This window comes from Sphingopyxis witflariensis (genome assembly GCF_002205635.1).
Classification (GTDB): domain Bacteria; phylum Pseudomonadota; class Alphaproteobacteria; order Sphingomonadales; family Sphingomonadaceae; genus Sphingopyxis; species Sphingopyxis witflariensis.
The window spans coordinates 19,041-32,295 of sequence record NZ_NISJ01000003.1 but is presented as its reverse complement, the minus strand read 5'-3'; the positions used below and the strand labels follow the sequence as shown (position 1 = coordinate 32,295).

Here is a 13,255-nt window from a genome sequence, read left to right as displayed (position 1 = left end):
CCAAAACCAACATCCCGATCTCGCCGCCTGAAAATCCAGCCGGCTGCTTAAACCATCGAAATGAGGGGTCCCTTTTAGACGCCGATCACCCCGCTAACGGGGTCCTTTTTGCACGCCGATCCACACGCTTGCCCAGAGACGTTCAAAATAGGATTCATATTGTGTTCCCCTGCTCCCCCTGGTGTCGGCTGTTCGGTTGCCCCAAATCATGCCGCATCCAGTAAGCATCAACATATGAAGCATATTTTATATAGTCAACACTAGCTTTATGCATCGATTAAGGAGCCAGAACCGCCTAAATTGCTGGCGTTGAGACCAATCGCTGCAGGAATGGTTCGAATAAATTGTGCAAAGAAATGGGGCGTCCGGGAGGCGACTCGCCATCTTTGCTGACACGAAGGTCAGCATCATCCCAAGGGTGATTCGGGCCGCGCCGCGATGACGATGGTTGCATCGAAGAACGCCCTGCCGCAAAAGATGATCAGGTGTCGTCCGGAGTCGGCACGAGGCGGATTGACCACCCGCGATCCCGGCGACAGTCAGAAGAATATTCTCGTCACCCGAATCCTTCTCCCTTCGGATCCAGGCTCGACGCGCCCCGCCACACGGCTCAGCGGGGCGTTCGTGTGCGATCCGTTGAAACAGGGTCGCAAGGCGCATATTGCTCCGCCCGACCATGGGAGGATGTTTCGGGACCATGCGGGGCGACCGCATCATATTGATATTGGGAAGCCAAATCCTTGACCAAAGCCACAGAAAAACGCCAACCTCCCAAGCGAAAGTCGATCATGGTGCCCAAGCAGGCACGCGCCATTCAGACGCGCGAACGCCTGCTCGACATTGCCGGGGAACTTCTGGCCGAAGTCGGGCTGGAAGATATTTCGACGAACATGATCTGCGCGCGCGCCGGCGTCAGCCCGCCCGCGCTGTACCGCTATTTCGCGGATAAGCACGCCGTGCTCGAAGCGCTGGGCACGCGCCTGATGGAAAGGCAGAACGCGCTGCTGCTCTGCTGGCTCGAGCGTCACGCGCCGCTGGGCATTCAGTCGATGATCGACAATGTCGAGGAAGTGCTACGCGAAACCGCCGAAGCGACGATCAGCGAGCCGGGCGGAGCATGGATCGCCCGCGTCCTCCACGCTTCGCCACGATTGGCGCATATTCGTATCGAATCGCACCGACTGGTCACCAACGCCCAGCTGGAAGTCTTTGCCGATATGCTTCCGCATATCCCGCGCGAGACCCTGTGGGGCCGTATCCGAATGATGGTCGAGTTCGGCTATGCCGCGCTCGAAATGATGAGTGAGGAAGATCGCATTCCCAGCGACGAGGTTTTCGCCAAAGCCGCCCGGGTGGTCAAATTCACGTTGCTCGAGGGCGAAGCATAACCCAGTCGGCCTCGGCGCGTTCCTAAACGTGCTGACGACGGTCCGCGGCATGATCGCGGTGGAGTGGATCGACGGTGGCGTGGCGCGCTGCCCAGCGCGCGAAGATCGCCTCGCTCGTGTCGCGCGACCCGTCATGGCTCCAGCCCGGCGGCGCGACCAGATAGGCGAGCTTGTTTTTCAACCCGGGCGCCGCCCACGCATCCCGCGCCATCTCGACCCATTCGTGAAACGCCGCCCAGATCAGGTTGAAGCGGCCCAGATTCTTGACGATGCCATAGCGCGGCGCCTCTTCGTCCCGCTCGCTCACGAATGTCCCGAAAAGCCGATCCCAGACGATGAACACCCCCGCATAATTTCTATCGAGATAGCGCGGGTTCGTCGCGTGATGGACGCGGTGGTGCGACGGCGTGTTCATCACGCTTTCGAACCAGACGGGCATGCGGCGGACCGCCTCGGTATGGATCCAGAATTGATAGATAGTGTTCAGACTGCCGACAAAGAACAGCATCGCCGGTGGAAAACCAAGCAGGAACAGCGGCAGGAAGAAAATGAAGCCAAGGCTGATCAGTCCGGTCCAGCTCTGCCGGAGCGCGGTCGAGAGATTATAATGCTGGCTGCTATGGTGGATCACATGGCTGGCCCACATCCAGCGGATGCGATGCGAGGCACGATGCGCGAAATAGAAGGCGATGTCATAGAGGATGAAGGCGAGCGCCCAGGCCCATAGGCTGAACGATATGTCGAAGAGTGCAAACTGCCGCGCCCACAGCCCGATCGCCAGCACCGCGCCGGCCGTCAGCGCACTCGCGACCAGACTGCCCAGCCCGAGCAACAGCGATATCCAGGTGTCCTTCACATTATAGCGCGTGCGATCCTGCAACCGCGCCAGCACCATGTCGGTCAGGACCATCACGATAAAGACGGGGACCGCATAGGCGATGGGTTCGGGCAGGTCAGGCATGACTTTTCTTCCCCAATATCTCGAGTCTGCCTGCCCATGCGGCCGCCTCTTCGCCCAGATCGAACGTCACCTCATCAAACATGGTTTCAGCGAACGACAGGATGAGTTGGCCGCGTTCGACGCGCCAGGAGGTGGACGGATCGAGCAGGCGCGAGACGAAATGATTGCCGTGCGGGCGGAGTAGCATCAAGCGGTCGACACCATCGCGAAGCAAGGCGGTGGTGCCGTCGCGCGCGATCGCGACATCGACTGCCTGAAAGCCGCAATGCGCTTCATCAGCCAGACGGCGAGCATGGTCGGGGTCGACGATACGTGGCTCGGCACCCAGGCCGAGCCAGCGCGCGGCCAATGTCATCGCGATAATCGCCACCAGCGATCCGGCAAGCAGCATCCCGTTCATCGCCCGCCCTCGCCCGGCCCGACCTTCTCGCGCCGCCAGTATAGATACATCATCACCGCGGTGACGCCGGCGAGGACGTGCCACAACAGGCCATGCGGCTGGAACCAGCTATGCGGATCGCATAGCGGACCGCCCGTCTGCGATAGGGTCCAAAACAGCGTTGCGACCGCAATCGCCGCTATGCCGATGCCCCAATAGCGCCGGGCAAGGCGATCGGCGATCAAGCCGGCAAAGCCGAATTCGAGCAGCAAATAAAGTATCACGGTAATGCCGATCAGAATCACTGCATCCACACCCGCAGCGGAAACTGCGGCGAAGGCCGCCGACGTCAGCGGATAACCGATCCAGAAGATCCGGCGGCGCGCTGCTGCGCTCACCCCGCTCCCCACCAGCCCGCGGTTCAGTGTGTAAAAGACCAGATAGACGGTGAAGGTGTACATCGACAGGCCGTCGATCCACGATACGTCGCGCGCGATCGAACCGTGCATCCACATGCTGCCGAGGCCGAGGAACAACACCACGAACACATAGAGATCGGCGATTGGATCGGCCGACGAGATGACATTGGCAGCCGCAGTTTTGCGGCGGTCCCGCGCCATTTTCCAGGCGACGAACAGGCTGGTGCCGATCGCATAGAGATTGGACCAGGTGTTGACCGGCTGGCGCACCCCCGTCGCGCCGCCAAGGACGTCGGCAATTTCGAAATGCTCGCAATAACAACCATGGGCGACGCATTGATCGGGCGTGGTCGGCCAGCCGATACCATAGGCGAAAAAGAAGAACGCCCCCATGACGATGATCAGGCTCGCCCCCCAGACCAGCAGACTGCGCGGGATCGCCCGACCGGTCAAAGCGGGCTCACCAGCAGCGGCATCCCGCCGCGCGGCCGCAACGTCACGCTGCCCACGGGGTCCGGCATAAAGCCGGTAGGCAGCGCAAAGCGCCGCGCGCTCAGCCACTCGGCCATGATCAGCAGCGCCTCCATCATCGCAAAGCGTGCTCCAACGCAGACGCGTGGCCCGCCGCCAAAGGGCAGATATTGGAAGCGGTGCTGTGCGGCCCGGCGCTCGGGCGCGAAGCGGCGATGGTCGAAACGATCGGGGTCGTCCCACAATGTGCGATGGCGGTGGATGATCCAAGGCCAGATCGACACCAGATCGCCCTTGGCGATCGGCGTCCCCGCCAGTTCATCGGGCGCCTCGGCTTCGCGATCGAAACGCGGTGCCGGCGGATAGAGCCGCAACGTCTCTTCGAATATCTGTTTCAGTAGCGGTAGTTGCTCGAACCGCATTGCCGCCGGATGGGCGATCGCCGCCACCGCCTCGGCGCGCACCTCCTCCTGCAATTCGGGCTGGGCGGCGAGACAATACATCGTCCATGCCAAAGCATTGGCCGTGGTTTCATGCCCTGCGACGTAAAAGGTGATCGCATTGTCCGCCGCCAGCACCGCCGCCTGTTCGGGCGGATAATGTTCGCCGAGCGAGCGGATGAGGCCGCCGAAAAAATCATCGCCGCCGCCATCGGGGCCGCGGTCGCGCACCACTTCACTCAGCGTTTTCCGGAGCCACAGGCGCGACTTGCGCGCGCGCCGCATCACCGGACTGGGGTCCCAATCCTGTATGCCCAGCAGCGTCATGAAGCGCGCCTGCCCCGCCGCCGCGAGCATTTGCTCGATGTAGCGCGCAGCCTGGGGATCGACCAGCCGACGGTCGCCGGCGAACAGGCTGTTCGCGATGATCGCCATCGTCGCGTCGGTCGCTTCCGCAGCGATGTCAATCTGCGCGCTGCCCCCTGGCCACCGCGCCATATTGTCGGTTGTGCAACGCACCATCGTCTCGGCCATATTGGCGACCGCAGCGGGCGCGAAGGTCGGCGCGACAATGCGCCGCTGCGTCCGCCAATCCTCTCCCTCGGCGCTCAACAAGCCGTTGCCAACCAGGGGCGAAAGCAGACGCTGCGCTATGCGCGGGCGAATGTAATTCGCCTTATTCCCCAGCAGCACCCGCTCCACCGCGGCCGGATCCATCAGGATATGCACGGTGAAACCCAAAATCTTGCGCGTGCGAATGGGGATATCGAAAAGGGGTTGGGGCAGCCCATAGACAGTATTGCGCAACCGTTCGCCGAACAATCCGCGCCACACAGGCACCCATTCCGCCGAACGCGGTGGCTGCACCGGCACAAAGGAAGATAAGCTAGCCATGACTAGCACTTATCGCATAATCCCAAATCAGGAAAGAGCGATTACGCCGCCCGATTGGCACATTGCGAAAACCGCCCTCGCCATGGGGTCGGGGCATAGTTAGAACAGGGGCGACACCCTGCCAGGATGCGGCATTGCGGGGCTTGCGTCAGGCAGGCCCAAAAACCCGCGTGGCCTCCCCCCGCGCTTTCCCAGTCAACTCTTCGTCCGGGATTTCGTGGCGGGAATCATGAAGAAACGGGTTCGCGGCCGGATACCCAAAGAAATAGCCCTGCGCCTGCGGGCATCCTTCATCGAGCAGCATCTGGCGCTGCTCTTCGGTTTCCACGCCTTCGGCCACAATCGGCATGTTAAAGCTGCGCCCAAGCCCGACAATGGCGCGAACAATCGACCGCGCCGCCTCGTCATCGGCGATCGCGGCGATAAAGCTCTTGTCGATCTTGATCTTGTCGAACGGAAAGGCCTTGAGGTTGCTCAGCGACGAATAGCCCGTCCCGAAATCGTCCATCGCAACCCGCACGCCCAGCGCGCGAATCTCATGCAGCGCCTTCAGCGCGCTCTGCCGGTTGCGCAAAAAGGCGGTTTCGGTGATTTCCAGTTCGAGCCGGCGGGCATCAAGTCCCGATTGCGCGAGGGCGTCGCGGACGACGGCCGGCAAATTCGGCACCTGAAACTGGACGGTCGAGACATTGACCGCGATCGAGACATTTTCGGGCCAGGTTGCAGCGACGGCGCAGGCCTCGCGCAGCACCCATTCCCCGATTGCGACGATGGCACCGCTTTCTTCGGCAATCGGAATGAACTGATCAGGCTCGATTGCGCCCTTTTCAGGATGGTCCCAGCGAAGCAGTGCTTCATAGCCGACGATCGAACCGAACGCCGTCGCGACAAGCGGCTGGAACATAAGGTGCAGCTGGTCACGGGCAATGGCGTGACGCAGATCATGTTCGAGCGCGCGGCGCTCGCGCGCATGCTCGTCCATCTCCTGATCGAAGAAGGCGGCGCTTCCCCGGCCATTATTCTTGGCGCGATAGAGCGCCGTGTCGGCATTGCGCTGGAGCGTTTCGGCATCCTGACCGTCCTGCGGAAAAAGCGAGACCCCGATACTCAGCCCGACCGCCATCGGGTCGCGCGCGACGTCCATCTCGATCGCCAGATTATCGAGAATACGGCCGGCGAGCTTGCGAGCTTCATCGGGCTCCGAAACCGCCGTCTGGATGATCAGAAACTCGTCGCCTCCCACGCGGGCGATGACATCGTCTGCGCGCGTCGATGCTCTCAGGACGTTGGCGACGCGACACAGAATATCGTCACCGGCGCTATGACCGAAAATGTCGTTGACCGCCTTGAACCGATCGAGGTCGAGGGCGAGCAGCGCAAAGGGCTGTCTCGCATCGAGGGCGGTATCGAGAGCGCGACCAAAATGGGTGCGGTTCGCGAGGTCGGTCAGCGCATCGTGCGAAGCAAGATGCTCGATCGCACGCTGCGCCCGCTTCCGGTCCGACAGGTCCCGAATAGCAAGGACCCGGCAACTGCGGCCCCGATACTCAATCGTCTGGGTCGCGATTTCAAGGATCTGATCATCGTCCGAACTGCTGCGGACGCGGGCTTCGACGGAACTTCCATCGGGAGTCCCGAATGAACCGCCGTCCACCGCCACGAACCAGTCGGAGGGCGCGCTGCCGATCAATGCGCCACTGCTGACACCAAGGAGCGTACAAAGCCGGTGGTTCACCTCGACAATCCGATTGTCGTTGGTGATCGCCAGCGCTTCGAGCGTGGCCTCGGCAAGGCCATGCGCATCGGTGAGCCACCGATCGATGATCGAACCAACCAGCGCGAGCGCGACAAGCACGAGCGCGGCCAGCACGACGGCCAACACCAGCCAGTCGCGATTGACCGCGGTGGAGAATGCGACGGCGCGCGTCGGATCAGGAACAAGCGTGGTCGCGGACATGGCGGTGAAGTGCATCACGACGATGGCTAGAACCGAAAACGCAGTCGGCAAGGCAATCTTGCGCCAGCCTGCGGTTTTCGCGAAGCCGAGGAAGGCGATCCAGAAACAAAGACCGGACAGGAATATCGATATGATTATTGGCACCGGGTCATAGCTGATCCGTGCAGGTGCGATGATCGACGCCATGCCGGTGAAGTGCATCCCGGCAACCCCGATCGCGGCTCCCGCGCCGGCGACCGCACAGCGCCACACGCCAGGCTCCTTGCCGAGCCAGCGGAGCGCACACCAAAAAAATCCGATCGCAATCGCCACCGAAAGGACGGTGAGCCCCACGTCGAACCGGATCGGCATTGATCCTCGATAAGCGAGCATCGCTACGAAGTGGGTCGCCCACACGCCCACGCCCTCTGCAACCGCAGCGACGACCAGCCAATGACGGCGGCGGATATCGATGCAAAAAGTCGATCGGTTCAGAACAACGAAAAGACTGATATTACCGAGGATACAGACAAGTGCCGCAACTAGAACGAGCCGTATATCATGCTGATGAGTCACGCATTCGAGAACGCTGAACATATCATTCCTCCCAGGTCCCCACAATATTCTTGAACGCCACTGGTAAAGATTGCCTTAGCCCTGCGGCCCTTCTCTTGCGGGCTAGTATAGTTCGAATCGGAGCAAAAACGATTTATCGAAGGAAAACGGTCGGCTCGCCACGCCAAATGGCGCGACGACCAGAAAGATGAGGACCTTCGGGAAGGTTACCGCCATTCCGAAACCGACGACCGGTACGACCTGTCACTTGGCCACAAGGGCGGCTGGCCGAAAGAAACTCGTGCGGCATCGCGATAATGATACCAAAAATCCTCCCGGTCGAGGGCCACTGCGCCTTGCGGCAATGTCCGATAAGCCACTGACTTATCGAAAATATATATAGTTTCGTTATAAGACTATAACTTTCCACATAGACATTTCGGAATTAACTTAACTGCAAATTATTAACCTGTTTTTTCTAGAGATAGTCAAGTCTTGTGGGGAAGACGAATTGAAAGGCACCGACCCTTTTGAGGAGTTTTCATGATGACTATGAAGCCTATAATCTCAACCGCGCTTTTTTCTGTCGCCGCACTTACTGCCTCATCGGCAAATGCTGCGATCACCGGAACAGTTGATGCAACAATAACTCTGGAAGCGGGTTGTAAAGTCAATGGGCAGACTTTCGACAATTCGACGGCAGGCGCCGATTTTGGTGTGATCGACTTCGGTACGCAGAACACGCTTTTTACAGAAGCCGACTCGCAGATATTGAGCGGCGCCTCTGCCTTCACCGTCCAGTGCAGCAATGGCATCACGCCCATATTGTCGTTCAACGCGGGCCTGCATGATGGCGACGGCGCGGGCCTGGGCCTTCACGCGATGGCGCATCAGACCGAAGCCGGCCAGTTCGTTACCTATAATCTCTATTCAGACGCCACCCGCCTGGCCGTCATTCCCGTTGGCGGCGACGTCACTCTTGCGGGGGGGGGGGCGCTCAGCAAACAGTCAATATCTACGCCCGCGCCTTTGGCGAAGCGGGCCTGATGCCCGGCATCTATTCCGACGTCGTCACCGTGGTGCTCGAACTCTAGGGCGAAGGGCCGAGACAGGATCCGCGGCGATGACCCGCGCCCTCAAACCGGCAATGCGCCCTATCCTCGTCACCCTCGTCGTGTGCGGGATTGGCATTCCGGCGGCGAAAGCGGAAACCTCGGCGCAGTTCGAAGTTTCAGCAACGATCGTCGCAGGCTGCCTGGTCGATGGACTGGGCGGTAGCGGCAGCGCGGGAACCATCGGAACGCTGGACTTCGGCACTGATTCCACCTTTTCGACCGCGACGCACACGGCAACCACCACCGCTTCGCAGGTGATCCGTCTGCGCTGCACCCCCGGCGTCAACCTGACGATCGGCGTCGACGGCGGAAGCCATGCCGCAACGGGTACGCGCCATTTGCAGCGCGGCGGCGATACGGCGGCCCGGATCACTTACGCCCTGTGCCGCGACGCGGCCTGCAACCAGCCGATCGCCATCGGCGGCTCGGCGGCGATGTTGATCACGGGCACCAACAGCGAGGACGTGCGCCTGCCGCTTTTCGCTTCGCTCAATCTGCCAGGCGGGCTGCCGCCGGGCATCTACACCGACACGCTGATGGTCACGCTGACATGGTGACCGCCCCTCCTTTTCCGGACAAGCCGATGAAACATGGTCCTGCCTCTCTCATCCTGTCGCTGGTCGCGCTGGCTCTGCTCCTTGCGGCGCCACGCCCCGCCAGCGCGCAGCAGCCTGGCTCACTCCTGATCTGGCCGGTCAATCCGGTTATCGAGGGCGACGCCCGCGCTGCGGCACTCTGGCTAGAAAACCCTGGCAAGACCCCTATCACGCTTCAGGTTCGCATCTTTGCCTGGGCGCAGCAGAACAGCGACAATGTCTATGCACCGCAAAACGACGTAGTGGGCACGCCGCCGATCGTCAGCATCGCTCCCGGCGAGCGGCAATTGATCCGGCTGACGCGCACGACGCCGCCACCCGATGTCGCCGAAAAGCCCTATCGCATCGTGGTCGACGAAATTCCGACCGGGACGGCATCGGCCGCACCGGGGGCCTCGGTCAGTTTTCGCATGCGCTATTCGCTGCCGCTTTTCTCCTATGCCCAGCGCGGAGACAGCAAGGCCCGGCCCACCGCGCCTGCGCCGCAAATCTCTTGGCGCACCAGCGCGGACAACGGCGAACGCTTCCTCGAGATCCGCAACACGGGGGCGAGCCATGCACGACTGACCGATGTGAGTTTTACGGCAGGACCGAACAAGCTACCGGTCGCGCAAGGCCTGCTCGGCTATGTTCTTCCCGGCGCAACGATGCGCTGGCCATTGCCGCGCGATATCGACATCACAGGCGAGTTGGTTGCGACGGTCAATGGAACGGCCGGCATTCCCGTCACGCGCCGGCAGGAATGATGACCTATGCCCGGCTCGCTCCATCTGCCGGTGCATTTCCGATGGGCAACGCTGTTGACGGCCGCGCTCATGGCGCCCGCCCTTGCGCATGCGGCGGACGGGAATGCTGGCTATGGCGCCCTGCCGCCACCGCCACAAAGCATCGACGTCTCTGCCAACCAGCAGCTCGAACTCGAGCTGTTCGTCAACGGCATGCGCAGCGGCATTATAGCGGCGGTCGCAAAGCAGGGCGCGCGGTTCCAGCTTCGTACCGACGACATGCGCCGCGCCGGGCTCCAGCTGTCAACAGCGGACGAAGTGCTGTTTCTGGATAGTCTCGACGGCGTTCGTGCCGATTATGACGCCCCGCTCCAGCAACTGCACCTGACCGTGTCGCCCGAATATCTCCCCAACCAGCGGATCGGCCGCGCCGCGAAAAAATTCGAACCTGCGAAATATGATATGGGGGCGCTGCTGAACTATGACGTTTATGTCAGCGGCGGTGGCACGGCGCCGACACAGGCGTCACTGTGGCATGAAATCCGCGTTTTTGGTCCGGCCGGCACCATTTCGACGACCGGCGCGCTACGGTCGGGCCGCGCCAGAAACTATGTCCGTTTTGACACCTATTGGCGCTGGTCCGACGAACAGAGCATGACGACGGTCGAAGCCGGCGACATCATCACGCGCAGCCTGTCCTGGGCCCCGGCAGTTCGCCTCGGCGGGCTTCAGGTTTCGCGCGACTTTTCCGTGCGCCCCGACGTCGTCACCTATCCGCTTCCCGAATTTGCAGGCAGCGCCGCGCTTCCCTCCGCGGTCGAACTCGTCGTTGGTGGCCAGCGCATCTCGGGCGCCGACGTCAACCCCGGCCCCTTCGCGCTCGATACGCTGCCGCCGATCAACGGCTATGGCGAGGCCAATCTGATCGTCACCGACATGCACGGCCGCAGCGTCGCGACCACCATGCCTTTCTATGTCAGCAGCGCATTGCTGCGCCCCGGCCTCACCGATTATGCTGTGGCGGCCGGTTCCTTTCGCCGCAATTATGGCACGCGCAATTTCGACTATGGCGCCGCCGCAGCCAGCGCTTCGGCTCGCCATGGCGTGACCGACAGCGTGACACTCGAAGTGCGGGCGGAAGTCGCCGACGACATGCGCCTCGCCGGCGGCGGCGGGGTTGTCAAACTCGGCAATTTCGGCGTCCTGAGCGCATCCTACAGCCGCAGCTTTCGCAAGGAGGCCGACGGCGGCGAGTTGATGATCGGTTATGATTTTCAGACGCGCGGCTTTTCGATCGGGCTGCGGCATAGCCGGCGCGACGGCGACTATACCAACCTTGGCCTGCTCGACCGCGGTGATCGGGATGGCTGGGAGCGGCTGACCGCGGCGACAGCCAGCCTGTCGCTCGGCCACGCCGGCACCCTTGGCATCGGCTATTTCGACCTTCAGCAGGAACGAGGCCGCAACGCCCGCCTCGCGAACGTCGCCTGGGCAGTGCCCCTTTGGGGCGAAAGCCGCCTTTACACCTCATTGTCGCGTGACTTCATCGACCGCAGCTGGTCAGGCGCGCTGACGCTGAGCGTCGCGCTGGGCGGCGGCACCTTCGCTGCCGGCGTCGCCCAGGGCGCGGACGGACGGACCGGATTGCGCGCCGACTATTCACGAGCCGCCCCGATCGAAGGTGGTTTCGGATGGAATGCGAGCGCGGCGAGCGAAGACGGCGCCAGCCCCTATTGGCGCGGAGACATGACCTGGCGAATGCAGCCGGTTCAGTTGCGCGCCGGAGTCTATGGCCGCGACGATGTCACCGGCTGGGCCGGCGTAAGCGGCTCGCTCGTGTTCATGGACGATGCCGTCTTCGCCGCCAATCGCGTCTCCGACGCCTTCGCGGTCGTCAGCACCAATGGTGAGCCCGGGATTCCGGTGCGCTATGAAAACCAGCTGATCGGCACCACCAACAAAAGGGGCCAGTTGCTCGTTCCTTCGGCAAGCGCCTATTATTCCGCACGTTACGACATCGACACGCTGGCGCTGCCTGCCAACGTCAAGGCGTCGGTGGTCAGCCAGCAAGTCGCCGTCGCGGCGGGGAGCGGCCATGTGATCCGTTTCCCGGTCGAACATCTGACGGCAGCGCGGGCGACGATCACGACCGCCGCCGGCGAACCGCTGCCCGCCGGGTCGACCGCGATCATCAACGGCACGATTTCGACCTATATCGGCTGGGACGGCCTGCTGTTCATCGAACAAGCGGCGACCGAAAATCTGGTGGAGGTCAAACTCCCCGACGGCGGCACCTGCCGCGCTGCCTTTGCCGCCGATCCAAAGGCCGACGACATCATTGAACTGGGGAATCTGACATGCCGACCCTGACGCGCCTGATCTGCGCCCTGTCCGCACTTATTGCTGCGACGCTGATGCCCAGCGCCGCGTCGGCGGCGTGCACGACCGCCACAGCGAGCACCAGCCTCGGCAGCGCCAGTTCCTACGCCGTCGGCACGACGCAGCAACAGGGAAGCGGATCGGCGGGGCTTCAATGCGACATTCTGCTTGCCGCACTCACCGCGCATTATATTGCCTTGCGCGTCGATGCATCGACCTTTCTGCTCACCGGCCCCACCGGACAGACGATCGCCTATACCGCCTCGTTGACCTCGGGCGGCACCCCACTGACAGTCGGGAATTTCCAGAATCTGTCCTCGACCAGCCTCGTCAGCCTCTTTGCCGGTACGAACAACAGCATCCCCATTTATTTCCGCACCACAGCGACGGCGGGATTGCACGCTGGAACCTACTCGGGTTTCCTTGATATGCGCTGGTATCATTCAGTTTGCTCGCTGGGCGTGCTGGCGTGCCTCGCCTATTCGAACAGCCCCGGTCTGGTCCGTCCGCTGCTGACTCCGCCAACCAACTGGGGCAGCGGCGTCGCGGTCCGGGTCAATGTCGAGCTGATAGTGGAGAAGGATTGCGTCATCACCGCCCCCAATGCGGGTTTCGGCTCGGCGCCGCTCGCAGGCAGCTTCAATCCGATCACACGCACCATCCTGATCCGGTGCAGTGCAGGAGCGAGCTACACCGTTGGCCTCGACGACGGCGATTACCCGGACAATGGCGTGCGCCGCATGCACAGCAGCGGCAATTATCTGCGCTATGAAATTTACAAGAGCACCACGTCACCCGATCGCTGGGGATCGGTCGGCAGCGCCCGGCGCAGCAGTGGAGACGCCGACACCAATCCCAACATCCATGATTCGGTAACGACGCAGGGCTTCGGCTATCGCGCGGCCATCCTCCCGGGTCAGGTCACGCCGCCGCCCGGACTCTACACCGACACCATATTGATCGACGTCGCCTTTTGAAACCTGCCCCCCCGGCGAGG

General features: G+C 62.1%; 11 protein-coding genes. 6 read left to right on the top strand and 5 right to left on the bottom strand.

What is annotated here, in order from left to right:
- Positions 1-740 precede the first annotated feature (740 nt).
- Complete coding sequence (locus CDQ91_RS06685) at positions 741-1,388, top strand: TetR/AcrR family transcriptional regulator (protein WP_144036708.1); 648 nt, start codon at positions 741-743, stop codon at positions 1,386-1,388.
- Positions 1,389-1,410: 22 nt separating this feature from the next.
- Here the strand turns inward: CDQ91_RS06685 and CDQ91_RS06680 are convergent, their stop codons facing one another.
- From CDQ91_RS06680 to CDQ91_RS06660, 5 genes are all read right to left on the bottom strand, one after another.
- Positions 1,411-2,349 carry a sterol desaturase family protein gene (locus CDQ91_RS06680; protein ID WP_088471970.1) on the bottom strand — a complete coding sequence of 313 codons (939 nt, stop codon included), beginning with the start codon at positions 2,347-2,349 and terminating at the stop codon, positions 1,411-1,413.
- Entirely contained in the window at positions 2,342-2,749 is a 408-nt protein-coding gene (locus CDQ91_RS06675; RefSeq protein WP_088471969.1) for a hypothetical protein, read from the bottom strand. Before CDQ91_RS06675 ends, CDQ91_RS06680 begins: the two co-directional genes overlap by 8 nt.
- Complete coding sequence (locus tag CDQ91_RS06670) at positions 2,746-3,600, bottom strand: hypothetical protein (RefSeq protein ID WP_088471968.1); 855 nt, start codon at positions 3,598-3,600, stop codon at positions 2,746-2,748. The genes CDQ91_RS06675 and CDQ91_RS06670 overlap by 4 nt, the downstream gene beginning before the upstream one ends.
- Entirely contained in the window at positions 3,597-4,952 is a 1,356-nt protein-coding gene (locus CDQ91_RS06665) for a cytochrome P450 (RefSeq protein WP_088471967.1), read from the bottom strand. Before CDQ91_RS06665 ends, CDQ91_RS06670 begins: the two co-directional genes overlap by 4 nt.
- A gap of 148 nt (positions 4,953-5,100) precedes the next feature.
- Positions 5,101-7,485: an EAL domain-containing protein gene (locus tag CDQ91_RS06660; RefSeq protein ID WP_088471966.1), complete on the bottom strand. Its 2,385-nt coding sequence runs from the start codon at positions 7,483-7,485 to the stop codon at positions 5,101-5,103.
- A gap of 501 nt (positions 7,486-7,986) precedes the next feature.
- On the opposite strand from CDQ91_RS06660, the gene CDQ91_RS06655 reads away from it, so the two are divergent.
- From CDQ91_RS06655 to CDQ91_RS06635, 5 genes are all read left to right on the top strand, one after another.
- Entirely contained in the window at positions 7,987-8,490 is a 504-nt protein-coding gene (locus CDQ91_RS06655; RefSeq protein WP_088471965.1) for a spore coat protein U domain-containing protein, read from the top strand.
- Between the two features lie 76 nt (positions 8,491-8,566).
- Complete coding sequence (locus CDQ91_RS06650; RefSeq protein ID WP_088471964.1) at positions 8,567-9,115, top strand: Csu type fimbrial protein; 549 nt, start codon at positions 8,567-8,569, stop codon at positions 9,113-9,115.
- A 26-nt stretch (positions 9,116-9,141) separates the two neighbouring features.
- On the top strand, positions 9,142-9,900 hold the full coding sequence (locus tag CDQ91_RS06645) for a fimbrial biogenesis chaperone (RefSeq protein WP_158213628.1): 759 nt from the start codon (positions 9,142-9,144) through the stop codon (positions 9,898-9,900).
- A 6-nt stretch (positions 9,901-9,906) separates the two neighbouring features.
- Positions 9,907-12,249 carry a fimbria/pilus outer membrane usher protein gene (locus CDQ91_RS06640; protein ID WP_088471962.1) on the top strand — a complete coding sequence of 781 codons (2,343 nt, stop codon included), beginning with the start codon at positions 9,907-9,909 and terminating at the stop codon, positions 12,247-12,249.
- Positions 12,237-13,235 carry a Csu type fimbrial protein gene (locus CDQ91_RS06635; RefSeq protein ID WP_088471961.1) on the top strand — a complete coding sequence of 333 codons (999 nt, stop codon included), beginning with the start codon at positions 12,237-12,239 and terminating at the stop codon, positions 13,233-13,235. Before CDQ91_RS06640 ends, CDQ91_RS06635 begins: the two co-directional genes overlap by 13 nt.
- The last annotated feature ends 20 nt before the right edge of the window (positions 13,236-13,255 follow it).